Below are 23,323 nucleotides of genomic sequence, written 5' to 3'. Positions count from 1 at the left end.
GGCGCGCAGGGGGCCTGCGCGCCCCGGAGGCCTTCGTGACCTCGTGGCGCTTCGGCGGTTGTCGAACCTACATCTCACAGGAGCACGACAGGTTCCCTGGGTAATGTCCCGCCGCATGGACGTGCGACCCCAACCCGCCTCAGCTGGGGTGGATGACCCGAGGTGGCGATCCGCCACGAAACGGGCGAAAGCGGAGACCGGGATCATCCTCGCCGTCTTCGCTCTCTACACGGCCTTCCTCTTGAGGCTGCTTCTCTTTTCTCGCGCACCGGGTTCGGAGAGATCGCTCAATCTGATTCCGTTCGCGAGTATCGCGGAATTTTTGTCCAGCCACTCGTCCGGAACCGTAAGAGTGGCGTTCGCCAACATCGCCGGGAACATCCTGATCTTTATCCCGCTCGGGTTCTACGTATCGTGGCTCCGACAGCGGGCGGCCGCATGGACGACGATGCTCACGGTCGCCTTGGTCAGCGCCGCTGTGGAGGTCATCCAGGGTGTTTTTGCGGTCGGAGCATCGGACGTCGACGACGTGATCCTGAACTGCGTCGGAGGAATGATCGGAGTCTTCACGTTCAGGCTGCTTTCCGCGCTCCTGCGGGAGCACTCCCTGGAACGGACCGCGATGGCCGTCGTGTCGGTGGTGACGCTGCCGGTCTGGTGCTACTTCCTCTTCGTCATCCGACTGCACCTGTGAGCGCCAACTACGGTCCTCGCCCTGGCAGCTCGAGGCGCGGCGTTGGAGAGGCCAGGGTGGGTGCTGGGTGCGCCTCTCAGGGAGCCCGCAGCCATCTCTCGACATGAACTTTTCTGAAATAGTCGCGTGCAGTAGTGACATGTACAGCTTCTGTCACGAATCATAGACTTGCCATCTCAGATGCCCCCGGGGAAGACGTCCCCCGAAACAGGAGAGATCTCATGTCCAGATTCAGCGCACTTGCCTCGCACAAGCTGGTGGTCGCTGCGGTAGCCGCCGGGGCGATCAGCCTCGGCGGAGCCGCGGCCGCCGCCATCGCCGCCCCGGGCGTCCAGCCCGCGGCAGACCAGCCCACCGCCACGTCGACGGCCCAGCCGACCGAGACGGACTCGCCCGAGCCGAGCGAGACCGCAGAGCCCAGCGAGACGGCCCAGCCGACCGAGTCCGAGTCGCCGGAGCCGAGCGAGACCGCAGAGCCCACCGAGTCCGCCCAGCCGACCGAGTCCGAGTCGCCGGAGCCGAGCGAGACCGCAGAGCCCACCGAGACGGCCGATCCGACGCAGAGCGCCGCCTCGGACGGGAGCGGCCCTGCCGAGCAGGCCTCGGAGGTCGGCAAGCAGGCCTACATCGCCGCCCACTCCCGGCCCTCGACCCCGGCTCCGCGCTGGGTGTCGCAGTGGGTGCACCAGTACGTGCCTGGCGCGGCCCAGCAGCACGCGTCCCAGGACGGCCAGCAGGAGTCCGGCGACCACAGCGGATCGCACCACGGCCACTGAGCCCTGACGCCAGCAGAGCCGCCCGCCGCCGGGGGCCGAGGACTTCCTCGGCCCCCGGCGGCGTCTCGTAGGGCGGCGTCTCGTAGGCTGGGGCCATGGAGGTTCCATGCCGATGAGGAGCGCGGGCATCCTGCTGTACCGCCGCCCGGCCGGGTCCCCGGACGGGCTGGAGGTCTGGATCGCCCACATGGGCGGCCCGTTCTGGGCCCGCAAGGACGAGCACGGCTGGTCCGTGCCCAAGGGGCTGTGCGAGGGGGACGAGGATCCCCTCGCCGCGGCCCAGCGTGAGTTCGCCGAGGAGATCGGCAGCCCGCCGCCCGAGGCCGACTACGTGCATCTCGGCGAGTTCCGGCAGCCCTCCGGCAAGGTGATCACGGCGTTCGCGGCGGAGGCGGAGTTCGAGCCGGCCGACGTCGTGAGCAACACGTTCGCCCTCGAGTGGCCCAAGGGCTCGGGACGCGTCCAGGAGTACCCCGAAGTGGACCGCGCCGAGTGGGTCAGCGAGCCCGTGGCCCGGGTGAAGCTCGTCAAGGGCCAGATCCCCATCCTCGACGCGCTCCTCACCCGCCTCGGCTGATTCCCGCAGCCGGCCCGGTCCCGCAGTTGCGGCGCGTCAGGGCACGTCGAGGAACGCGAGGACGTCACTGGCGAAGCTGGGGGCGAGCGGGATGCCGACGTGGCCGCGGCCGTAGTAGATGATCAGGCGCCCCCGCGGCAGCCCGCGGGCTGTCTCGCGGAACACCGTGGCGCCGTAGGGAGCATCCTCGTCGCCGCCCACCACGAGGGTCGGCACCTCGATGCCGGCGAGGCGCGCGGTGAGGTCGAAGCGGTCCTCGGCGCGGAGGACCGCCATGACGTCCGTCGTGGAGCCGCGGTACATGAGCGGGCCCATGACCCACCCGGCCCAGCTCTCGAGGCTGCGCGCTGCCGGACGCAGCCCGCCGAGCCGGACCATCTCGATCCCCGCACCGCGGAGGTCTCCGGCCTCGAGCCGGCGCAGGAGCGCCCGCTGGCCCGCCTTTCCCACCGGCCCGAGCCGGCAGCCGCCCGCCACGAGGACGAGCCTGCGGACGAGTTCGGGACGATCGTGCGCCAGCTGGAGGGCCACGGCCGCCCCGGTGGAGATCCCGAGGACGTCCACGGGCGCCCCGAACCGCGGCAGCCGCTCGGCGTAGTCCGCTGCGATGTCCGCCATGGTGGTCTCCGGGGGCAGCCCCGAGCGCCGGTTCACCCACCAGACCTCGCGCTGCCGCGCGAGGGGGCCCAGCGGCTGGGACTCGGCGAGGAAGGCGGGCCCGCGCGGGACCTCGTGCCGAGGGGTCAGCCCCGGGATCACCACGAGCGGCGGCCCGGACCCGAGCCTGAAGGAGGGCATGCCCTCGAAGGGGTTGGCGCGGTCGGTCTGCTCCATGGCGCCCTACCGCCTGCCGCCGACGCGGAGGAACCGGCGGCGGGCACCCGCGGTGCCCGCCGCGCAGGCCGGGCCGTGGCCGTTCGCCGCCGCAGAGCGTTCCATCCTGCTCAGGCTAACCGCGTACACGTCGCGCCGGGAGGGCCGTCGCCCGATCAGCGGCCCCGGCGCTTCCCCGCGCCCGGACGCCCACCGGCCGAGGGCCCGCGCCTGCCTGAGGCACGCCCGCGCCCGCCGCCCGTGCGCGTGGCCTTGGCCGCCCGGCTCGCCTCGTTGCGGGCCTTGGCTTCCTTGGACTGCGACGCGGCCCGGTCCTCGCGGCGCTTCTTGGCGGCCTCGGCCTGGTCCCGCTGCACGGAAGCCTGCCGCGAGCTGTTCGCACCGCGCCCCCGGACCACGCCGATGAACTCCTGGACGTGCTCGGACTCGTCCTCCCGCCGCCACGCCACCCCGACCCCGTACGGGTCCATGCCCGTCACCGGCCGATAGCGCAGATCCTTGCGGTTGAAGTGCCGCACCACCGACATGGGCATGATCGCGAGCCCCGCACCGCCCTCGACGAGGTCCAGGCGTTCGGAGGGCCCGCCGTCGTACTCGAAGAGCTCGTCCTCGACCTCGGCGAGGGGAATCTCCTCGAAGGCCTGGATCTCGTGGCCCTTCGGGGCCACCACCACAGGGAGCTCCTCGTAGAGCGGGATGACGTGCAGCTGTTCGCGCTCCCTGTCCACCGGGAGCCGGACGAAGGCCACGTCCGCCCGTCCGTCGCGGAGCACGGAGAGCTGGTCGGCGTCGTCGACCATCAGGGAGGCCAGCGGCACGTCCGGGAAGCGCTCCTCCCACCGGTGGAACCACTTGCCCGGCGCGACCCCCGCGACGAAGGCAACCTTCAGGGCCTGGGCACTCTCGGACTGCATGCGTCAACGGTAGCCTTGATCCATGAGCTCGAACCCCAAGGGCAGCGCGTCCCAGTCCATGAAGCCGGCCACCGCCGCCAAGAAGCTCGGGATCTTCCTGCCCGCCGCCCCCGCGGAGTTCCAGGAGGGCACGGTCTCCCGCGAGGACTTCGACCAGCTGCGCGAGAACCCGCCCGCGTGGCTCACCGAGCTGCGCGAGCACGGGCCGCACCCTCGTCCGGTCGTGGCGCAGAAGCTCAACGTGACGATCTCGGGCCTCGCCCGCGGAGGCATCACGGAGCCGCTCACCACGGAGCAGATCACCGAGCTGCTCAACAACCGGCCGCAGTGGCTCCAGGAGGAACGGGCCAACATGGCCGCGGTGCGCGAGGAGGCGCGGCGCGTCAAGGCCGCGGCAGAGGAGAAGGCGGCGCGTGCGGCGTCCGGGGCGCACGGCGCCGCGGCGGAGCGGTCGATGCGGGGCGGCCGCCACGGCTGAGGCGCCCCCGGCCCGAGCCGCGCGGCTGGACACCCCGGCGCCCTAGGCCTGCTGCCCGTCCCGGCGCGACGCCGCGGGCGGCTGCGCGGCCGCTGCCGCACCCTCCACCGCGGAGACGTGCCGGACGCCGGCCACGATGCCGGCGGCCTGTGCCTCCTGGGCCGGCAGCGCCGCCAGGCCGAACACGGCGACGCCCAGGGCGGCGAGGATCGCGGACCGGAGGCGGGCGCGCCGAGGGCGGCGGCTGTTCGAGGATTCCATGCCCTCCAGCCTCGCGCGCCGCGCTGTGAGGCTGCCCGCGCCAAGCTGTGACGCGGATGTGCGGGCGGGCCCTGCGCCGGAGGCTTCAGTCCTGATGGAGCTGGATCCAGTTGCCGTGCCGGTCGTCGAACACGGCGGACATGCCCGAGGGATCCTCAACGGGCTCGCCCCGGAACTCGAGCCCGGCGTCGCGGAGGCGCTCGTAGTCCCCCACCACGTCCGGCGAGCCCAGGACGATGGCCGGCAGCCCGGCGTCGTACACGCCCCGGCGGTACGCCTCGGCGACGGGGTTGTCGCTCGGCTCGAGCAGCAGGCCCACGCCGCCGGAGTCCGGGGTGGTGACGATGAACAGGTTCGCCTCGGGCATCGCGAGCAGGGAGTCGAAGCCGAGGACCGAGGTGTAGAAATCGAAGGCCGAGGCGGGGTCGGTCACGTGGATGGAGCACATCTTGATCCTCATCCGCACAGCCTAGGCACGCTCCTGCAGGCCGGCCTAGGCCTCAGGCAGCGCGCCCGACGCCGCGCCTGCGCCGCGCCTGCCCGCCCGGCCTAAGCTGGGTTCCGCCCGACCCCGAGCCCAGGAGCAACCGTGAGCGCTGTCCCCCCGCAGATCGACACCCCCGAGATCATGGTGGACGCCGACGCGCTGCGGCGGAACATCGAGCGCATGGCCGCGGGCGTGGCGGCCAAGGGCCTCGCCCTCCGACCGCACGCGAAGACGCACAAGATCCCCGAGATCGCCGCGCTGCAGCTGGCCGCCGGCGCCGTGGGCCTCACCGTCGCCACGATCGGCGAGGCCGAGGTGTTCGCCGAGCACGGCGCCGCGGACCTGTTCATCGCCTACCCCCTCTCGGTCACCGAGCGGAGCGGGGAACGGCTCCGCCGGCTCGCGCATCGGGCGAGGATCGCGGTGGGCACCGACTCGGCCGAGGCCGCCCGCGCGATGGGCGCCCATCTGGCCGGGGCCAAGGTCGAGGTCCTCGTCGAGATCGACAGCGGCCACCACCGCAGCGGGGTGACGCCCGAGCAGGCGGTCGGGGTGGCGCGCGCGGCGGCGGACGCCGGACTGCGCGTGGCCGGCGTCTTCACCTTCCCCGGCCACTCCTACGCCCCGGGCATGCCGGCCGAGGCGGCCGAGGCGGAGCGGCGGGCCCTCGCCGAATCGGCGCGGCTGCTCGCCGAGGCGGGGTTCGACGTCACCCGGGTCAGCGGCGGGTCCACCCCGAGCGCCCTCCTCACTGAGGCCGGGCCTACCAACGAGGTCCGCCCCGGTGTCTACGTGTTCGGCGATGCCCAACAGCTCGAGCTGGGCCGCTGCGCGCCCGAGGACGTGGCCCTCACCGTCGCCGCGACCGTGGTGAGCCGCCATGAGGGCTCCTCCGACGTGCCGCGGCGCGTGGTGCTCGATGCCGGCAGCAAGGTCCTGGGCGGGGACCGGCCGGGCTGGGCCACCGGGTTCGGCCGGCTCGCCGACGTCCCCGAGGCATGGATCACCGGCCTCTCGGAGCACCACGCCACCGTGGTCTTCCCGGACGGCGCCGCCCTCCCCGCGCTCGGCGAGCGCCTGCGCGTGGTCCCGAACCACGTCTGCGTGGCCGTGAACCTCGTCGACGAGGTCACCGTGGTCAGCGGTGGGGAGATCGTGGACCGCTGGCAGGTGGCCGCCCGGGGGCGGAACCGGTAACCGCTCGCCGCGGGTGCCCAAGGACCTCTTGCCCGGCATGTGACAGAAGAGTAAAATCCTGTCAATTTCGATGCCTTGCACCAGCCAGACGACTCCGCCTCGGCCCGGCGCGGCGGACGGGCAGGGGGAAACATGCGTCACAACCCATCGGGAGCCCCGCAGCGGGAGACCCTGACCATCGCGGCCCTGCACTGCCCGGCCTGCGACACGCTCGCGGACCACGCCATCGCACCAGTGGGCGGGAGCGCGCGGGCCTTCGGCGCCGCCCTGCGGCACCGGCCGTTCACCCTCTTCTGCCTGGCCTGCGGCCGCATCGAGGAGCTCACGCGCGAGCAGGCGAGGGCGGCGCGCTCCTACGCCGCGGGCCGCAGCGCCTGAGGGACGCCAGCGCGCCAGGACGCGAGCGGGCGGCTCAGCCCCCGGCGGTGGCGAGGGCCTGCCGGACGAACTCGGCAGCGGCCTCCGCATGCGCCTCGCGGATGCGGCAGAAGAGGGCGATGCACTCGGGGCCGGGCCAGTCGGCGGGAAGCAGCTCGGGCGGCAGGCCCGGGTCGAGATAGGGGATGACGCGCCAGGCGTCGATGCACCTGACGTACACGGCGAAGCTCTCCGCGGGCCCCCGGCTCTGCGAGGGGGCCCCCGTCTGGCCGTCGATGAACGCCTGATGCAGCCGCGCGATCCCGGCCAGGTCCCACCACTGCCCCACCTGCCCGGCCGCGGCGGTCCCCGCGGGCAGGCCGCGCGCCGTGAAAAGCACCACGTGGCCTGCGAGCCCGAGCCCGGCGACGACGTCCTCGACCTCGCCGCGCAGGAACTCCGGGCAGATCCACACCCCCGCCTCGACGGTTCCGCAGCCGATCCACATCAGCTGCTTGCGCAGCTGGTGCCGGGCGTCGCGCATCGTCTCCGGGATGGAGAAGACGATGAGGCACCACTCGCCGTCGGCCGCCATGCTGCGCGGCTCGTGGATGCGCCGGTCGCCGCGGGCGAGCATCGCCGCGGCCCCGGGGGCGAGTGCGAAGCCGGCCACGCCGTCGCGCGCCTCCGCCGCCAGCAGGCCCCGCCCCTTGACCCGGCTCAGCGCGGTCCGCGCCTGCGGGACCGGCACGCCGAGGGTGCCGAGCAGGGCGAGGAACGCCTCCGCCGGCATCCAGCCGCCCGCCTCGCGCAGGTACAGGCCCACGACCGTGCGCAGGAGCGAGACCGCGCTGCCGGGCCGCGAGACCATGTCGTCCGCGACCCGCGGCTCCTCGAGCGGGGCAGGGGCCTCGAGGTGGGCTGGCTCCTCGAGGTGGGCGGGGGCACCGGCGTGCCCGGCGGCGCTCATGCGAGCTCGGCCAGGACGTCCCGGATCGCCTCGATCCCCGCCTGGACCTCGGCGAAGGAGGTGCTCAGCGGCGAGAGCCCGATGCGCAGCCCGTGCGGGGGCCGGAAGTCCGGGATGACGCCCCGCTCCCACAGCGCGGCCGTGACCTCGCGGAAGCGCGGGTGGTTGAGGGTGATGTGGGAGCCGCGCACCGCGGGGTCGCTCGGGCTCGCGAGCTCGACGCCGTAGGGTGCCAGGAGCCGCCCCGCCAGGGCCGCCGCGAACTCGGTGAGCAGCACGGACTTGGCCCGGATGGCGTCCATGCCGGCCTCGGCGATGACCTCGACCATGGCGGCCAGCGGCTGCAGGGCGAGGATCGGCGGGGTGCCGGTGATGAAGCGGCGGATCCCGGAGGCCGGCGCGTAGGACTCGGTCATGCCGAACGGGTCCGCGGCGCCCATCCAGCCCCAGATCGGCTGGAGGAGCTGGTCCTGGAGGCCGGCGCGCACGTAGCCGAAGGCGGGCGAGCCGGGGCCCCCGTTGAGGTACTTGTACGTGCAGCCCACCGCCAGGTCCACGCCCCACGCGTCCAGCTCGAGGGGAACCGACCCGGCCGAGTGGCACAGGTCCCACACCACGAGCGCGCCCGCGCGGTGCACGGCGTCGGTGATCGCCGCCGCGTCCGCGATGAACCCGGAGCGGTAGGCCACGTGGCTCAGGAGCACGACGGCGGTGCGCGGGGAGAGCGCGGCCTCGACGTTCGCGGGGGTCACCCCGGTGGCGGGGTCGGGCTCGATCCACCGGATCGTGGCGCCGCGCTCGGCCGCGATGCCCTCCACGAGGAAGCGGTCGGTGGGGAAGTTCCCCCGGTCGATGACGATCTCGTCCCGGCGTGCGTCGGAGCGGGCCTGTTCGTCGAGGGCGGCGCGGACGAGCTTGTAGATCATGACCGAGGTCGAGTCCGCGACGACCGTCTGCCCGGGTCCGGCGCCCAGGACGACCTCGGCGAGGCGGTCGCCGAGCCGGACCGGCTCGTCCATCCACCGCTCGTCCCAGGCCCGGATGAGCCGGTTGCCCCACGGGCCGGCCGTGAACTCTGCCAGCCGCTCCCCGAGGTCGGCGAGCGGGCGGCCGAGCGAGTTGCCGTCGAGGTAGGCGACGACGCCGTCCCCGTCCGGGCCGCCGGCCCCGAGGAAGCGGTCGCGGAAGCGCGCGAGCGGATCGGCGGCGTCGAGCGCGGCCGCGTCGAGGCTGGGGAGCGCGGGAGGGAGGCCGACGGCGGCGGGCGAGGCGGCGGCGTCGTGCGCGCGGGGGGCGGAGGTGCTTGCGGAGGTCACGGCTCAGGCTCCGATCTCGGTGCGGACGGCGTACAGCTCGGGGAAGAAGGTCAGATCGAGGGCGCGCTTGAGGAAGTCGACGCCCGAGGACCCGCCCGTGCCGCGCTTGAAGCCGATGGTGCGCTGGACGGTGCGCAGGTGGCGGAAGCGCCAGGACTGGAAGTTGTCCTCGAGGTCCACGAGGCTCTCGCACGCCTCGTAGAGGCCCCACGGGGTGGAGTCCTCCTCGTAGATGCGCTGGAAGACGGGCACGAGGTCCTCGTGCAGGGTCCAGGGCTCGCTGACATCGCGGTCCAGCACGGCTTCGGGGATGTCGTAGCCGCTGCGGGCGATCAGCCGCAGGAAGGCGTCGTACACCGTGGGCTCCTCGAGGATCCGGGAGAGCAGGGCGTGCGCCTCGGGCTCGCTCGTGAACACCTTGAGCATGCCGCGGTGCTTGTTGCCGAGTACGAACTCGATGGCCCGGTACTGGTAGGACTGGAAGCCCGAGGAGTTGCCGAGCCAGCCCCGGAACTGCGCGTACTCGCGGGGCGTGAGGGTCCCGAGGACGCTCCACTGCTCGGTGAGGGTGCGCTGGATGGCCTTGACGCGGGCCAGGCACTTGAGCGCCTTGCCGAGGTCGTCGGCGTCCATGAGCCGGCGGGCCTCGAGGAGCTCGTGGAGCACGAGCTTGAGCCAGAGTTCACTGGTCTGGTGCTGGACGATGAACAGCAGCTCGTCGTGGTGCTCCGGCTGGCTCTGCGGGTGCTGGGCGTGCAGGAGCTGGTCGAGGGCGAGGTAGCGCCCGTACGTCATGGCGCCGTGGAAGTCGGTGCGGACGGAGTCCTCGATCTTCCTCACGCCCTCGGCCTCGGCCGGTGTGGTGGGGGACATGCTTCGACGATATCAGGATCATGACGATCGTCAAGAGTGTGAAATCGTGCCAAGCGCCCGACCGCCGGGGCGGGCCGCCTGCCTGGGCGAACCGTCTGAGCCCTCGCCGCGAGGCGGCCGTCACGCCCCGCGCAGCCGGTCCACGACGGCGAGCAGCCCTTCGAGGCTCGTCCCGAACGCGGCCTCCGGCCAACCGCCGGCGAGCGTGGAGTAGTGGTACAGCCCCTCCCCCACGAGCATGATCGCAGCGGAGGCGTCAGGGTCCGGGACTTCGCGCCGGATGATCTCGAGCCAGGCGGCGTCGAGCTCCTCGAGCGCGGCGAGAGCCCCCGCGTGCCCGGCCTGCGCGAGCCGCACGGTGGCGACGAACAGGAGGTCCAGGTCGGACCCCGTGCTCACCGACGTCCGCACGAAGTACCGCGACGGCCCCTCGGCGGCGGACGCCATGCGCTCCCGGTCCTCGGCGGCGGCCTCGGCCAGCCGCCCGAGCAGCCCCTCGGCCAGGGCGTCCTTGCTCCTGAAGTGGTACAGCAGGCCGCCCTTGGAGACGCCGGCCGCCGCGGCGACGGCGTCCATGGTCGCCGCCCGCTCGCCATCGGAGACGAGGAGGTCGCGGTAGGCGTCGAGGATCGCCGCGCGGGCCTTGGGGGGTCTGGGCATAGGGACACTGTACGCGGCGTTGTCACAATACCGTCCAGACGGTATAGTTACAGCTACCCCCACCCCAGGAGCCCCCGATGAACCAGGCCACCGCCCAGGCATCACCCCGCCTCGTCGCCCCCCAGACCGCCGCGCGCCGCTGGCTCGCCCTCGCCGCGCTCATGTTCCCGGTGCTGCTCACCGCCGTCGACAACACGGTGCTGAGCTTCGCGGTCCCCGCGATCTCACTCGCGCTCGCGCCCACCGGGACCGAGATGCTGTGGATCGTGGACGTCTACTCCCTCGTCCTCGCGGGACTGCTCGTGCCCATGGGGTCGGTCGGCGATCGCATCGGCAGGCGCCGCATCCTCCTCATCGGCGCCACGGGCTTCGCCGGTGTCTCCGCTGCCGCGGCGTTCGCCGCCACCCCGGCCCAGCTCATCGCGGCGCGGGCGCTCATCGGCGTGTTCGGCTCGATGATCATGCCGGCCACCCTGTCCCTGATCCGGAACATCTTCGCCGACGACCGTGAGCGCCGCCTGGCCGTCGCCATCTGGGCCTCGGTCTTCTCCGGCGGCGCCGCGCTCGGTCCCCTCGTGGGCGGGGCGCTCCTCGAGCACTTCGCCTGGGGCTCCGTCTTCCTCCTGGCCGTGCCCCTCCTCGTCCCGGCCCTGGCCCTCGCCCCGGTCCTCGTGCCCGAATCCCGCGACCCCGCGCCGTCGCCCGTCGACCCGGTGGGGATCGCGCTCGTGGTGTGCGCCGCCGTCGCCCTCGTGGGAGGCATCAAAGCGCTCGCGCACGACGCCGGCCCCGCCCCCGCCGCCGCGATCCTCCTCGGGCTCGGGCTGGGTGCAGCCTTCGTGCGCCGCCAGCTCGGCCGTGCCGCGGGCGGCCGTGGCCCCATGCTCGATGTCCGCCTCTTCGCCCGTCCGGCGTTCAGCGCGGGGCTCGCGGCCAACCTGCTGAGCATCTTCTCGCTCGTCGGGTTCATGTTCTTCCTCTCCCAGCACCTCCAGCTCGTGGCCGGGAAGGAGCCGTTCGAGGCCGGGCTGCTCATGCTGCCGGGCATGGTCCTCTCCGTGGTGGCCGGCCTCGCGGCGGTGCGGCTCGCGGCCCGGTTCTCGGTCAGGTCGGTCATGGTGGCCGGGCTGCTGATGAACGGCCTCGGGTACGCGGTGGTGCTCGGGGCCGGGCGGGACGGCTCGCTCGCGGGGCTCCTGGCGGGCTTCGCGGTGACCGGCGCGGGCGTGGGCCTGGCGGAGACGCTCTCCAATGACCTCATCCTGGCCTCCGTGCCGCCCGCCAAGGCCGGGGCGGCGTCGGCCATCTCCGAGACGGCCTACGAGCTCGGGGCGGTCCTCGGCACGGCGGTGCTCGGGAGCATCCTGGGCGCGGCGTACCGGGCCAGGGTGCAGGTGCCGGCCGGGCTCCCTGCCGAGGCCGCGGCCAGGGCGCGCGAGACGCTCGGGGGCGCCGTCGAGGCCGCCGGGCTCCTGCCCGCCGATGCCGCCGGGGCCCTCCTGGACTCGGCCCACCGGGCCTTCGACTCCGGCGTCGCGTACACGGCCGCCCTCGGCGCGGCGCTCATGGTGGGGGCCGCCGTCGTCGTCCTGCGGGTCCTGCGGGCGCCCCGAGGCGGGCGGAAATGCTGAGTTGGGCACAGTCCGGACGCCGCGCACCCTGCTCAACCCAACATTTGGCACCCTAGGATCGGAAGCGCGTGGGCGCAACGCCCCGCTCCCCGCGAGAGAGGAGCTGCACATGAGCGGCAACGATCCCTTTGACCGCATCCCGGAGGCGGCGAGCTTCACCGTCACGAGCACCACCGTCGCCGACGGCCAGCCCTGGCCGGCGGCGCAGTACTCCGGCGCGTTCGGCGTCCCGGGCGGCGAGGACGTCTCGCCCCAGCTGTCCTGGTCCGGCGCGCCCGAGGGCACCAAGAGCTACGCGGTCACGGTCTACGACCCGGACGCGCCGACCCAGTCGGGCTTCTGGCACTGGGCCGTGGCGAACATCCCCGCGTCGGTGACCGAGCTGGCCGAGGGCGCGGGGACCGCCACCGGCGAGGACATGCCGGACGGCGCCATCCAGCTGAAGAACGACGGCGGCACGGCCCAGTTCGTCGGCGCCGCCCCGCCCTCGGGACACGGGACCCACCGGTACTTCATCACCGTGCACGCGCTCGACGTCGAGGACATCGGCGTCAATGCCGACTCGTCCCCGGCGTTCCTGGGCTTCAACATCTTCTTCCACACCCTCGGCCGCGCCGGCCTGGTGGTGACCGGCAAGATCGACTAGCTCGCGCTTGGAGGGCCGCGTCCGCCGGGGAGACCCGGCGGACGCGGCCCCCTCTGTCCTCACGGCCGGCCGCCCTCAGGCCTGCCCTGCCGGCTTCAGCCGGCGAGCGCGGCGGCCATCGCCAGCCCGCCCAGCGCCGCGGCCACGCACAGCGCCATGGTGCCCGCCCCGTTGACGACGGCGGTCGCCCACCGGCCGCTGAGGGCGAGGCTGACGCTCTGGTAGCTCGCCGTGGAGAAGGTGGTGTAGCCGCCGAGGAATCCGGTGCCGAGGACCGCCTGCACGGCGGGGTCGGCACCGGCGAGCACGGCGCCCGTGACCAGGCCGAGCGCCAGGGACCCCGTGACGTTGATGCCGATGGTCGCGAACGGCAGCGCACCCCTGACGCGGCGGCTCACGGCGGTGTCGAGCACGTAGCGGGCCACTGCCCCCAGGCCGCCCGCCACCCCGAGCAGCAGGGCCTCGAGCGGGCTCATCGGGGCTCCTCCGGGATGTCCTGAGCGCCCGCGCCGCCGCTGCCGGTTTCGCCCCCGGTTTCGGTCTTTGCCCCCCGCTGGAGGCGGTGGTCCTGACCGGAAGGAGGGGCGGATTCACGGTCGGGGTGCGGGCGCCCGCCATGGGGATGCGCCGCGACGTGCGCCTCGGCGGCCAGACCGCGCCGGTCCTCGCGGTGGAGCCACGCCGCCCCGGCGACCCCGAGCAGGGTGGCCGCGGCGCCGCCGAGCAGGCTCAGCGCGAGGTACCACGCGCCGTCGTACGCGCGGCCGGCCACGACGAGGCGCGAGGCGTCCACGGCGAGGGTCGAATAGGTGGTGAACGCCCCGATGAAGCCCGTGCCCGCGGTCAGGCGGACGAGGCGCCGGGCGCCCACGTCCGGGCCGCGCCGCGCGAGCGACTCGAGCAGCGCCCCGAGGGCCAGCGCCCCGACGAGGTTGATGGCGAGCGTCCCGAGCGGCCAGCCGCCCGGTGCGGGGATCGCCGCGCCGAGGGCCCACCGGGACAGGGCGCCGAGCAGGCCGCCGCCGAACACGAGGGCGAGCACCCCCGGGGAGAACGGGTGGGCGAGCCGCGCGGGCGCGGGCAGGCGCGACGGCGCGTGCCCGGCGTGCGGCGCGGGCGCGCCGTCGTGCGCGGGGCCCGGAACGGGGAGGCGAGGGTCGGAAGTCACGGCGGGTAGAGCCTACCGCCCCTCCCTGTGCGCGGCGGGGCGGGCGTAGCGTGGAGGCGTGGACGCGGCATCCGGGTTCATGGCGTGGTTCGCGGCCACCGATGCGGAGGTGGCCCGCTGGGTGCTGCAGCGCGGCGTCGCGGCCCTGTTCTTCGTCGCGTTCCTCTCGAGCCTTAACCAGTTCCCCGCCCTCGTGGGCGAGCGGGGCCTTGCGCCGGTCCCCCGGTACCTCGAGGGCTTCCACCGGGTGCGCCGCCCGAGCCTGTTCCGGTACCGCTACTCGGACCGGCTGTTCCGCTGGGCGGCGGCCGTGGGGCTCGCGGTCTCGGGGCTGCTCGTGCTGGGCGTGCCGCAGGCCGGCCCGTGGTGGGCGCCCCTCGCGGCGTTCCTGGTGCTGTGGGGGCTGTACATGTCGATCGTGAACGTCGGGCAGACGTTCTACGCGTTCGGCTGGGAGATGCTCCTGCTCGAGGCGGGCTTCACGGTCGCGTTCCTCGGCTCGGACCAGGTCCCGCCCCCACGCCCCATCCTCATCCTGGTGGTCTGGCTGGTGTTCCGGCTGGAGTTCGGGGCGGGCATGATCAAGATCCGCGGGGGCGCCGAGTGGCGGGACCTCACGGCGCTGTACTACCACCACGAGACCCAGCCGATGCCCGGGCCGCTGAGCCGCCAGTTCCACCTCCTGCCCAAGTGGATGCACCGCTCCGAGGTGGTGGGGAACCATGTTGCGCAGCTCGTGGTGCCGTTCCTCCTGTTCTTCCCGCAGCCGGTCGGGTCGGCCGCCGCGGCAGTGGTGGTCGTGACGCAGCTGTGGCTCGTGCTCTCGGGCAACTTCGCGTGGCTCAACTGGTCCGCGATCGTCCTCGCGTTCGCCGCCGTGGGCGACGCGGCGGTCCACTGGCTGCTCCCATTCGTCCCCGAGCGGCTCTCCTCCGCCGCGTGGAACGCCGCCCCCCCGGGCGCCGGGCGCACGACGGCGTGGCCCGCCCCGGGCGACTGGGTCACCTGGGTGTGGGTCGGCGTCGTCCTCGCGGCCTCGCTGCTGCTGCTCGTGCTCTCGTGGTGGCCCGCGAAGAACCTCGTCTCGAGCCGGCAGCTCATGAACGCCGCCTTCAACCGGTGGCAGCTCGTGAACACGTACGGCGCGTTCGGGTCCGTGACGAAGAACCGGGTGGAGATCGTGGTGGAGGGCACGCTGGACACCGTGCCGGCCGAGGACGCCGACTGGCGCGAGTACAGGTTCCGCGGGAAGCCCGGCGAGCCGGAGCGCATCCCGCGGCAGTGGGCGCCCTACCACCTGCGGCTCGACTGGCTCATGTGGTTCCTGCCGCTGCGCACCGTGCACGAGGACTGGTTCTATGCGTTCCTCGTCAAGCTCCTGGCAGCGGACCCGGCCACGCTCAGGCTCCTGCGCGAGGACCCGTTCCACGGCGAGCGGCCGCGCTGGGTGCGGGCGCGGTCCGCGCTGTATGAGTTCTCGACCCACGCCGAGTTCCGGCAGACCCACCAGCGCTGGGTCATCACGCCGCTGCGGGTGCTCATCCGGCCGCTCACCCTGCGCGAGAACGAGGAGGCCGGGGGCTGATCCGGCACCGAAAGGGCCCCGGTCATTGACCGGGGCCCTTCCTGCGGTGCGCGAGGCGGGATTTGAACCCGCACGCCCTTTCGGACACTGGCACCTGAAGCCAGCGCGTCTGCCGTTCCGCCACTCGCGCGCAGCACTCCCGCAGTCCGGCAGATGCCCGGCCCTGCGAAAGCAGCGAGGTCCAGCATAGCCGAGCGGTCCGCGGATTGCGAAATTGCCCGCGGCGGCTGCAGGCATGGGCGAGGATAAGGGACGGCGCGCCGGGGAACGGTCGTTACGCGGTCGGTACACCCCGGTTCAGACGGCACCCAGAGGCGCCCAGTAGTATCGGGTGAGGACTGTGCACGCAGCGTGCGCGGCTCCGTCAAGCTGTGGCACTGTGCCCGCACCCGCGGGCCCTGGACCTGGAAGGAGGGGCCATGGGACTGCTCGACAGGCTCGAGCGCGGCATCGAGAAGGCCGTCCACGGCGTCTTCTCGACGGGCTCGAAGGGCCAGGTGCAGCCCGTGGAGATCGCCAGCAGGCTGCGCCGCGAGATGGACCGCCAGGCATTCTCGATCGACCAGGGCCGCACGCTCGCGCCCAACGTCTTCGAGGCGCACCTCTCGGACGATGACTTCGAGCGCGCCCGCGGCTGGGGCCAGCCCCTGGCGGAGGAGCTGTGCGACGTGGCCGTGAAGCACGCCCGCTCGCAGGGCTACACCCTGCAGGGCCCGGTCCGCTTCACGTTCCGGCACGACGCCGCGCTCAAGCCCGGCCAGTTCGAGGTCGACTCGCGCACGGAGCGCAACGAGTCGCGCCCGAACCTCCCGGCCGCCCCGACCCGCCAGCCCGTGCGGCTCTCGCCCGTGCTGGAGATCGACGGGCAGCGGTACTCGGTCAACGCGGACTCCGTGGTGCTGGGGCGCTCGAACGAGGCGGACATCGTGGTCGACGACACGGGCGTGTCCCGCCGGCACCTCGAGATCCGCACCGACGGGAGCACGACCTACGCGGTGGACCTCGGCTCGACCAACGGCAGCTACATCAACGGCCACCGCATCGAGGGCAGCGCCGTTCTCCACGACGGGACCACCATCACCATGGGACGCACCAAGATCGTCTTCCGCATGCTTCCGGCACCCCGGGGAGGGAACGCGTGAACGAGCTGACGCTCACCGCCCTGCGGCTGGGGTTCCTCCTGCTCCTGTGGCTGCTCGTCTTCAGCGTCGTGGGCGCGATGCGCCGGGACCTCGCCGTCGGGCGGCGGAACAAGACCGGCGCCCCCACCGCCCGCCAGGTGCGGCGCAACCCCGAGCTCGCCGAGCCGCCCGTGCGCCAGCAGGCGCACCGCCTCGTCGTCGTCGAGGGGCCCCTTGCCGGGACCAGCCTGCCGCTCGAGGGCAGCCCCGTGCTGCTCGGGCGGGCCCAGGAGGCCACGCTCGTGCTCGAGGACGACTACGCCTCCGGCCGCCACGCCCGCCTGTTCCCGCAGGGCAGCCGCTGGTTCATCGAGGACCTCGGCTCCACGAACGGCACCTACCTCGCGGACCAGCAGCTCACCCGCGCCCAGCCCGTGGAGCTGAACGTGCCGATCCGGATCGGCAAGACTGTGATCGAGCTGAGGCCCTGACCTTGGCAGAGGCCCCGCTGATCCTGCGCTACGCGGCCCGCTCCGACGTGGGCCGGCTCCGCTCGAAGAATGACGACTCCGCCTACGCGGGCCGTCATCTCATGGTGGTTGCCGACGGCATGGGCGGGCACGCGGGCGGCGACGTGGCGAGCGCCTCCACCGTCCTGGACCTCATCCACCTCGACCACGGCGGGTACGAGCAGGGCGAGGCGGCGACCCAGCTCGCCGACGAGATCCAGACCGCGAACTCCCTCCTGTCCGAGCTCGTCAGCGCGAATCCGCTCCTGGCCGGGATGGGCACCACCGTCACGGCCCTCCTGCTCTCCGACGGGACCTTCGCGTTCGCCCACATCGGCGATTCGCGCGCCTACCGGCTGCGCGGCAACGACCTCGAGCAGGTCTCCACCGACCACACCTTCGTCCAGCGGCTCATCAACGAGGGCCGCCTCCGTCCGGAAGAGGCCGAGACCCACCCGCACAAGAACGTGCTCATGCGGGTCCTCGGTGACGTGGACGCGAGCCCCGAGCTGGACCTGGCCACGTTCCCGGCGGTCGAGGGCGAGCGCTGGCTCCTGTGCTCCGACGGCCTCAACTACGTTCCCCTGCCACTCGTGCACCGCACGCTGGGGGAGATCGAGGACCTGGCCGAGTGCGCCGACCGCCTCGTCGAGCTCACGCTGGCCGCGGGGGCACCGGACAACGTGACCGTGATCGTCGCCGACGTCGTCGCCGCCGGGGAGGACGACGGCGAGGCGGCACCGCCCGCGCAGGCCCCGGCTGCAGCGACCCTCACCGCAGCGGCGGCCGCCCGCACGCCCGTGACCTCGGCTGCCGCCGCGAACCCGCCCCGCGCCAACGCGGCCGAGCAGGCCGCCGCCGAGGGCGCACCGGCCTCGGCGCCCGCCGCGGCGTCGCCGGAGCCGCCCGCCGCGGAGACCGGCGAGACGACGGTCCCCGAGGGCGAAGGCGGCGAGACCGGCCGCGAGGAGCCGGAGACGGACCCGAACCTCGGCGCCCATCTCTCCGCCGAAGTGCTCCGCCGGGAGCTCGACTCCCGTCCGCACGAACTCGTGGGCGCCGCCGCCTCCGCCGCCGAGACGGGCTCGCTCCCCTCGGTCGCCAGCCGCACGGCCGCGCGCCGCGCTGCCGCGATCCTCACCCACCGCAGCCCCGAGCCCGAGGAGGACGCGGAGGAGCCCCCCGCACCGGTCCGTCCCGTGCGGCGCTGGTTCCGGATCGGGCTCGGCGCGATCGCCGCCCTGGCCCTCATCCTCGGCGTCTGGTTCGGCTACGCCTGGACCCAGACCCGCTACTACGTGGGCTCCTACGACAACCGGGTAGCCATCTACAACGGCGTCTCGCAGCAGCTGGGCCCCATCTCCCTCTCGCACGTCCACTCGGCCACCAACATCCCCCTCGACTCGCTGAGCCCGTACACGCAGCAGCGGCTCCGCGCCGGCGTGCCCGCGGACGGCCTCGAGGCCGCCGAGGACATCGTGAAGGGCATCCAGGCCGACCCGAGAGGCTGCCTGCCCGGCTCGGGCGCCACCGCGAGCCCGGCCCCGTCGGGCACGGCGGGGGCCGGCACGGTCCCGTCGGCCAGCGCGAAGCCATCCGCCAGCGCGAAGCCTTCGGCCTCAGGCTCTGCCGCGCCGAGCGCGAGTGCCAGCGCGAGCCCCAGCCCGACCACCACCCCCGACCCCTGCCTGGGAGGCACCCGATGAGCGGCGTGGAGACCGTGGAGAAGCCACGGCGGAACGTGGAGCTGCTGCTCCTGCTCCTGGCCTTCGCCGTGTCCATCGGCGCGAACACGATGAAGGGCCTGCAGGACGGCACCGCCTTCGGCAGCGACTTCTGGCTCCAAGAGGCCCTCCTGGCCGTCCCGGCCCTGGCGATCCACGCGGTGCTGCGCTTCCGCGCGAAGTATGCCGATCCGCTCATCCTTCCCATCGTGGTCACGCTCAACGGCCTGGGCCTGGCGATGATCCACCGGCTCGATACGCCGCAGACCGACTACGGCAACACGCAGGCGCGCTGGACCGTGGTGGGGATGGTGCTGGCGATCGCTGTGGTCTGGTTCCTGCGCGACCACCGCATCCTGCGCCGGTTCACCTACATCTCACTGATCGTGAGCGCGGTCCTGCTGCTCCTGCCCCTCGTCCCCGGCATCACCGCGGGCGAGATCAACGGCGCCCAGGTGTGGATCCGGATCGGCGGCTCGACCTTCCAGCCCGGCGAGGTCGCAAAGATCACCATCGCGGTGTTCTTCGCCGGCTACCTGTCCACGAACCGGGACCTCATCCTGCTCGCGGGACGCCGGATCGGGAAGCTGCAGCTGCCGCGGTTCAAGGACCTCGGCCCGATGGTCGTGGCGTGGCTCGCGGCCATCGGCATCCTCATCTTCCAGCACGACCTCGGCATGTCCATCCTGTTCTTCGGCATCTTCATCTCCACGATCTACATCGCCACGAGCCGCGTGAGCTGGGCGATCCTCGGCGTCCTGCTCATGTTCGCGGGCGCGATGGCCGCGAGCCTGGCGCTGCCGCACATCCGCCTGCGCATCGACGGCTGGCTCAACGCCTTCTCCCCGGAGGTCTACGGGCGCACCTCGGGCAGCAGCTACCAGATCGTCCAGGGCCTGTTCGGCATGGCCAACGGCGGCCTGCTCGGCACGGGCCTCGGCCAGGGGCGCCCGGACCTCGTCCCGTTCTCGCACTCGGACATGATCGTGGCCTCGTTCGGCGAGGAGCTGGGCCTCGTGGGCCTGTTCGCGATCGTGCTGCTCTACGCCCTGCTCGTCACGAGGGGCTTCCGCGCCGCGCTCGGCGCCCGCGACTCGTTCGGCAAGCTGCTCGCCTCGGCGCTCTCGGCCGCGATCGGACTCCAGGTCTTCGTGATCATCGGCGGAGTCACGCGCCTCATCCCGCTGACCGGCCTCACGACGCCGTTCCTCGCCGCCGGCGGGTCCTCGCTGCTCGCGAACTGGATCATCGTGGCCCTGCTGCTCGTGATCTCGAACGCGGCACGCAGGCCCACGGCCCAAGGGCCCCTCGTGGCCGACGACGGCCACGGCAGCGCGCGGCACGCCGACCTGGCCCAACCCGGAGACACCATGACCACGCAGGCGGTGAGGACCCGATGAACCAGGCGATCAGGAATGCGTGGATCGCGATCGCGGTCATGTTCGCCCTCATCCTCGGCGCCATCAGCTACGTGCAGGTCATCGGGGCGGACGACCTCAACAAGAACTCCTGGAACAACCGGGCGATCCTGCAGACGTTCTGCCAGGAGCGCGGGCCGATCCTGGTGGCCGGCAAGCCGATCGCCCAGTCCGTGGAGAGCGGCTCCGACACCTGCAAGTTCCAGCGCACCTTCCCTGGGCAGGACCTGTACGCGGGCATCACCGGCTTCTACTCGAACGTGTACGGCTCCTCGGGCCTCGAGAACACGATGAACTCGACCCTCACGGGCCGCTCCGACGAGCTGCTCATGGACCGGATCCGCCAGCTCTTCCTCGGCGAGCAGCCGCAGGGGGCCTCGGTCGAGCTCACGATCGACCCGGCCATCCAGAAGCTCGCCTACGACCTCATCCCCGACGGCCAGCGCGGCTCGATCGTCGTGACGAACCCGAAGACCGGGGCGATCATCGCCATGGTCTCCAAGCCCAGCTACGACCCGAACCTCATCGCCACGCAGGACCAGGCGGCGGCGTCGGCAGCGATGCAGAAGATCCAGTCCGAGCAGGGCATCAACCTCAACCAGGGTGTCAGCGGCCCCACCGGCGCGCTGCTGGCGCCCGGGTCGGTGTTCAAGCTCGTGGACACGGCGGCGGCGCTGGCCTCGGGGAAGTACAACAAGGACTCCGTCCTGCCCAACCCGGCCCAGATGACGCTGCCGGGGACCAACACGCAGCTGCCGAACTACGCCGGCGGCAACTGCTACACGCGCGACAAGGCGGACTTCGCCTTCGCCCTCGAGCAGTCCTGCAACACGCCGTTCGCCTCGATCGCCCTCGACCTGGGCCAGGACGCCATCGCCAAGCAGGCGGCGGCGTTCGGCTACGGCCAGGACGCCGGGGACCAGCTGCACCTCGACTACTCCCCCGGGGTCTGGCCGCAGAAGCTCAACCAGGCGCAGCTCGCCCAGTCCGCGATCGGCCAGTTCGATGTGAAGGCCTCCCCGCTGCAGATCGCCCTCGTGACGAGCGCGATCGCGAACGGCGGCATCCAGATGAAGCCCTCGCTCGTCAAGAGCATCACGGCCCCGGACCTCCATGTCGTCTCGGAGCCCAAGCCTGAGGTGCTGCGCACGTCCACGACGCCGGACATCGCCCGCCAGATCACCGAGTGGATGACCGACGTGGTCTCGCAGGGCATCGCCGGCGCGGCCGCAGTCCCGGGCGTCAAGGTGGCGGGCAAGACCGGCACCGCGGAGCTCGGTGTGACCAACAGCAAGGGCCAGATGCTGAACAATTCCTGGTTCACCGGGTTCGCTCCCGCGGACAACCCCCAGGTTCAGGTGACCGTGGTGATGGAAGGTGTTGACATCTACCAGGGCGCCGCGCTGACCAGTCCGACAGCGAGAAAGATCTTTGAGGCGGTGTTGAATAAGTGAGACCGACGTCAGGCATCACCTTGGGCGGCAGGTACCAGCTGCAGAGCCGGATCGCCATCGGGGGCATGGGCGAGGTGTGGCGTGCCCGCGACGAGGTGCTCGGACGCATCGTCGCGATCAAGATCCTCAAGGAGGAGTACGCGGGCGACCCGAGCTTCCTCGAGCGGTTCCGCGCGGAGGCCCGCCACACCGCGCTGCTGAACCACAGCGGGATCGCCAACGTCTTCGACTACGGCGAGGCGGAGGGCTCCGCCTACCTCGTCATGGAGCTCGTCCCGGGCGAGCCGCTCAGCGCGATCCTCGAGCGCGAGCGTGTCCTCTCCCCGGACCGGACCCTCAACATCATCGCCCAGACCGCCCGCGCCCTCGCGGTCGCCCACGGGCAGGGCCTCGTGCACCGCGACGTCAAGCCCGGGAACCTGCTCATCACCCCGGACCACCGGGTCAAGGTCACGGACTTCGGCATCGCCCGCCTCGCCGACCAGGTCCCGCTGACCCAGACCGGCCAGGTCATGGGCACGGCGCAGTACCTGGCCCCCGAGCAGGCCACGGGCCAGCAGGCCACGGGCTCGAGCGACATCTACTCGCTCGGCGTGATCGGCTACGAGTGCCTCACCGGCCACCGCCCGTTCTCGGGCGAGAGCCAGATCGCGATCGCGCTCGCCCAGGTGAACGACGCCCCGCCGCCGCTGCCCGAGCACCTTCCCGCCCCCGTGCGCGCCCTGCTCATGTCGATGCTCTCGAAGGACCCCCGGAACCGGCCGGCGAACGCGATCAAGCTCGCGGAGGCGGCCGAGGCCATCCGCCGCGGCGACATCCGGGCCGCCCAGGCCGCCGTGCCGGACATGCTCCTGCAGGAGGACTCGACCGAGGCGATGGACGCGGTCTCGACCGGGAAGCTGCAGCGCCAGACGGCCCCCACCGCCGTCGTCGGGGGCGCGGGCCTGGCCGCCGGAGCCGCTGCGGCCGCCGCAGCGGCGGGTGCCTCGGCCTCGCGCGGCGCGCCCGCGACGTCGGCCCTGCCCCTCGTGGGCGACGGCGGCCGCGGCGCCGATGCCGCGGGCGAGGACGTGCACCAGCCGCTGTACGCGCCGGAGGACGACGAGCAGCCCGAGCCGCCCGTGGCCCGCAAGCAGCGCAAGCGCAGCCCGCTCACGTGGCCGCTCGTGGCCCTGCTGCTCCTGCTCCTGTTCGTGCTGATCGGCGTGTGGCTCTCCAACGCCGGGCTGTTCAGCCCGTCGCCGCTGCCCTCGACCGCACCGAGCAGCTCGAGCGCCGCCCCGAGCACGAGCTCGGCGCCGCCCACGAGCGAACCGCCGAGCTCGACGGCGCCGCCGGCGCCCGCCACGGTTACGATCGTCCCGTCGAACTACATCGGGCAGAACTACACTCAGGTGAAGTCACAGCTCGAGGAGCTCGGCATGAACGTGGCACTCAACGCCGTCCAGTCGCAGAGCGGAACGATGGGCCAGGTCACCGACGTCACACCCGCGGGGCAGGTCACGGTCGGGTCGACGATCACCGTCACCTACCTCTCGGTCCAGCCGCCGGTCACCGTGCCGCCCGCGCCGTCCTCCACCGCGCCGCCCAAGAGCAGCCCGGCAAAGTCGCAGACGCCGTCGCAGACAGCAGGTGCCCTCCCGTCCACGCTGCCGATCGCCCCGAGCAGCTGA

At 72.8% G+C, this 23,323-nt stretch carries 25 protein-coding genes and 1 tRNA gene; 15 read left to right on the top strand and 11 right to left on the bottom strand.

Annotated features, from left to right (window positions below; genetic code table 11):
- The first annotated feature begins 115 nt into the window (after positions 1–115).
- From ACVWWH_RS05145 to ACVWWH_RS05135, 3 genes are all read left to right on the top strand, one after another.
- A complete protein-coding gene (locus ACVWWH_RS05145; RefSeq protein ID WP_457315887.1) occupies positions 116–694 on the top strand; it encodes a VanZ family protein in 579 nt (192 codons plus the stop codon).
- 221 nt (positions 695–915) lie between these two features.
- Positions 916–1,470 carry a hypothetical protein gene (locus ACVWWH_RS05140; RefSeq protein WP_457315886.1) on the top strand — a complete coding sequence of 185 codons (555 nt, stop codon included), beginning with the start codon at positions 916–918 and terminating at the stop codon, positions 1,468–1,470.
- Between the two features lie 106 nt (positions 1,471–1,576).
- A complete protein-coding gene (locus ACVWWH_RS05135; protein ID WP_066494462.1) occupies positions 1,577–2,047 on the top strand; it encodes an NUDIX domain-containing protein in 471 nt (156 codons plus the stop codon).
- Between the two features lie 36 nt (positions 2,048–2,083).
- On the opposite strand, the gene ACVWWH_RS05130 is transcribed toward ACVWWH_RS05135, so the two are convergent.
- Positions 2,084–2,881 carry an alpha/beta fold hydrolase gene (locus ACVWWH_RS05130; RefSeq protein ID WP_066494460.1) on the bottom strand — a complete coding sequence of 266 codons (798 nt, stop codon included), beginning with the start codon at positions 2,879–2,881 and terminating at the stop codon, positions 2,084–2,086.
- 155 nt (positions 2,882–3,036) lie between these two features.
- A complete protein-coding gene (locus ACVWWH_RS05125) occupies positions 3,037–3,795 on the bottom strand; it encodes a LysR family transcriptional regulator substrate-binding protein (protein ID WP_457315885.1) in 759 nt (252 codons plus the stop codon).
- Positions 3,796–3,817: 22 nt separating this feature from the next.
- Here ACVWWH_RS05125 and ACVWWH_RS05120 point away from each other — a divergent pair, with 22 nt between their 5' ends.
- Positions 3,818–4,273: a DUF5997 family protein gene (locus ACVWWH_RS05120; protein ID WP_457315884.1), complete on the top strand. Its 456-nt coding sequence runs from the start codon at positions 3,818–3,820 to the stop codon at positions 4,271–4,273.
- 42 nt (positions 4,274–4,315) lie between these two features.
- Here ACVWWH_RS05120 and ACVWWH_RS05115 read toward each other — a convergent pair whose 3' ends face one another.
- Both ACVWWH_RS05115 and ACVWWH_RS05110 read right to left on the bottom strand, forming a co-directional pair.
- Complete coding sequence (locus ACVWWH_RS05115; RefSeq protein WP_457315883.1) at positions 4,316–4,534, bottom strand: hypothetical protein; 219 nt, start codon at positions 4,532–4,534, stop codon at positions 4,316–4,318.
- Between the two features lie 85 nt (positions 4,535–4,619).
- Positions 4,620–4,994: a VOC family protein gene (locus ACVWWH_RS05110; protein WP_066494454.1), complete on the bottom strand. Its 375-nt coding sequence runs from the start codon at positions 4,992–4,994 to the stop codon at positions 4,620–4,622.
- A 129-nt stretch (positions 4,995–5,123) separates the two neighbouring features.
- Here ACVWWH_RS05110 and ACVWWH_RS05105 point away from each other — a divergent pair, with 129 nt between their 5' ends.
- A complete protein-coding gene (locus tag ACVWWH_RS05105; protein ID WP_457315882.1) occupies positions 5,124–6,218 on the top strand; it encodes an alanine racemase in 1,095 nt (364 codons plus the stop codon).
- Positions 6,219–6,350: 132 nt separating this feature from the next.
- Positions 6,351–6,596, top strand: a complete 246-nt coding sequence (locus ACVWWH_RS05100; RefSeq protein WP_066494451.1) for a hypothetical protein — start codon at positions 6,351–6,353, stop codon at positions 6,594–6,596.
- A 34-nt stretch (positions 6,597–6,630) separates the two neighbouring features.
- On the opposite strand, the gene ACVWWH_RS05095 is transcribed toward ACVWWH_RS05100, so the two are convergent.
- The 4 genes from ACVWWH_RS05095 to ACVWWH_RS05080 form a co-directional block, all read right to left on the bottom strand.
- Entirely contained in the window at positions 6,631–7,545 is a 915-nt protein-coding gene (locus ACVWWH_RS05095; RefSeq protein ID WP_457315881.1) for a PaaX family transcriptional regulator, read from the bottom strand.
- On the bottom strand, positions 7,542–8,861 hold the full coding sequence (locus ACVWWH_RS05090) for a kynureninase (protein WP_457315880.1): 1,320 nt from the start codon (positions 8,859–8,861) through the stop codon (positions 7,542–7,544). Before ACVWWH_RS05090 ends, ACVWWH_RS05095 begins: the two co-directional genes overlap by 4 nt.
- A gap of 3 nt (positions 8,862–8,864) precedes the next feature.
- A complete protein-coding gene (gene kynA, locus ACVWWH_RS05085; protein WP_457315879.1) occupies positions 8,865–9,734 on the bottom strand; it encodes a tryptophan 2,3-dioxygenase in 870 nt (289 codons plus the stop codon).
- Between the two features lie 120 nt (positions 9,735–9,854).
- Positions 9,855–10,394, bottom strand: coding sequence for a TetR/AcrR family transcriptional regulator (locus ACVWWH_RS05080; protein WP_066494442.1), 540 nt, complete (start codon positions 10,392–10,394; stop codon positions 9,855–9,857).
- Between the two features lie 77 nt (positions 10,395–10,471).
- Between ACVWWH_RS05080 and ACVWWH_RS05075 the strand changes: the two genes are divergently transcribed.
- Complete coding sequence (locus ACVWWH_RS05075) at positions 10,472–12,025, top strand: MFS transporter (RefSeq protein WP_457315878.1); 1,554 nt, start codon at positions 10,472–10,474, stop codon at positions 12,023–12,025.
- A gap of 109 nt (positions 12,026–12,134) precedes the next feature.
- Entirely contained in the window at positions 12,135–12,671 is a 537-nt protein-coding gene (locus tag ACVWWH_RS05070; RefSeq protein ID WP_457315877.1) for a YbhB/YbcL family Raf kinase inhibitor-like protein, read from the top strand.
- 95 nt (positions 12,672–12,766) lie between these two features.
- Here ACVWWH_RS05070 and ACVWWH_RS05065 read toward each other — a convergent pair whose 3' ends face one another.
- Positions 12,767–13,147 (bottom strand): fluoride efflux transporter FluC, encoded by a 381-nt coding sequence (locus tag ACVWWH_RS05065; protein ID WP_457315876.1) that lies wholly within the window; start codon positions 13,145–13,147, stop codon positions 12,767–12,769.
- The gene (locus tag ACVWWH_RS05060; RefSeq protein WP_457315875.1) at positions 13,144–13,839 is read right to left on the bottom strand and encodes a fluoride efflux transporter FluC; all 696 of its coding nucleotides are present in this window, start codon (positions 13,837–13,839) and stop codon (positions 13,144–13,146) included. Before ACVWWH_RS05060 ends, ACVWWH_RS05065 begins: the two co-directional genes overlap by 4 nt.
- Positions 13,840–13,918: 79 nt before the next feature.
- On the opposite strand from ACVWWH_RS05060, the gene ACVWWH_RS05055 reads away from it, so the two are divergent.
- Complete coding sequence (locus ACVWWH_RS05055; RefSeq protein WP_457316004.1) at positions 13,919–15,424, top strand: lipase maturation factor family protein; 1,506 nt, start codon at positions 13,919–13,921, stop codon at positions 15,422–15,424.
- Between the two features lie 47 nt (positions 15,425–15,471).
- Here ACVWWH_RS05055 and ACVWWH_RS05050 read toward each other — a convergent pair.
- Positions 15,472–15,554: transfer RNA gene (locus ACVWWH_RS05050), tRNA-Leu, on the bottom strand.
- A gap of 289 nt (positions 15,555–15,843) precedes the next feature.
- On the opposite strand from ACVWWH_RS05050, the gene ACVWWH_RS05045 reads away from it, so the two are divergent.
- The 6 genes from ACVWWH_RS05045 to ACVWWH_RS05020 are packed head-to-tail and all read left to right on the top strand — an operon-like array spanning position 15,844 to position 23,323.
- Positions 15,844–16,566 (top strand): FhaA domain-containing protein, encoded by a 723-nt coding sequence (locus tag ACVWWH_RS05045; protein WP_066494434.1) that lies wholly within the window; start codon positions 15,844–15,846, stop codon positions 16,564–16,566.
- A complete protein-coding gene (locus ACVWWH_RS05040; RefSeq protein ID WP_066494431.1) occupies positions 16,563–17,036 on the top strand; it encodes an FHA domain-containing protein FhaB/FipA in 474 nt (157 codons plus the stop codon). The genes ACVWWH_RS05045 and ACVWWH_RS05040 overlap by 4 nt, the downstream gene beginning before the upstream one ends.
- Before the next feature lie 2 nt (positions 17,037–17,038).
- Entirely contained in the window at positions 17,039–18,760 is a 1,722-nt protein-coding gene (locus ACVWWH_RS05035) for a PP2C family protein-serine/threonine phosphatase (RefSeq protein WP_457315874.1), read from the top strand.
- Positions 18,757–20,178, top strand: coding sequence for an FtsW/RodA/SpoVE family cell cycle protein (locus tag ACVWWH_RS05030; protein WP_084249213.1), 1,422 nt, complete (start codon positions 18,757–18,759; stop codon positions 20,176–20,178). Before ACVWWH_RS05035 ends, ACVWWH_RS05030 begins: the two co-directional genes overlap by 4 nt.
- Positions 20,175–21,650: a peptidoglycan D,D-transpeptidase FtsI family protein gene (locus tag ACVWWH_RS05025; protein ID WP_457315873.1), complete on the top strand. Its 1,476-nt coding sequence runs from the start codon at positions 20,175–20,177 to the stop codon at positions 21,648–21,650. The genes ACVWWH_RS05030 and ACVWWH_RS05025 overlap by 4 nt, the downstream gene beginning before the upstream one ends.
- Positions 21,647–23,323, top strand: a complete 1,677-nt coding sequence (locus ACVWWH_RS05020) for a serine/threonine protein kinase (protein WP_457315872.1) — start codon at positions 21,647–21,649, stop codon at positions 23,321–23,323. Before ACVWWH_RS05025 ends, ACVWWH_RS05020 begins: the two co-directional genes overlap by 4 nt.

The sequence above is a fragment of the Sinomonas sp. RB5 genome, assembly GCF_054063535.1.
Note: the sequence above shows the minus strand (reverse complement) of the source record. Positions and strands in the feature narration are given on the sequence as shown.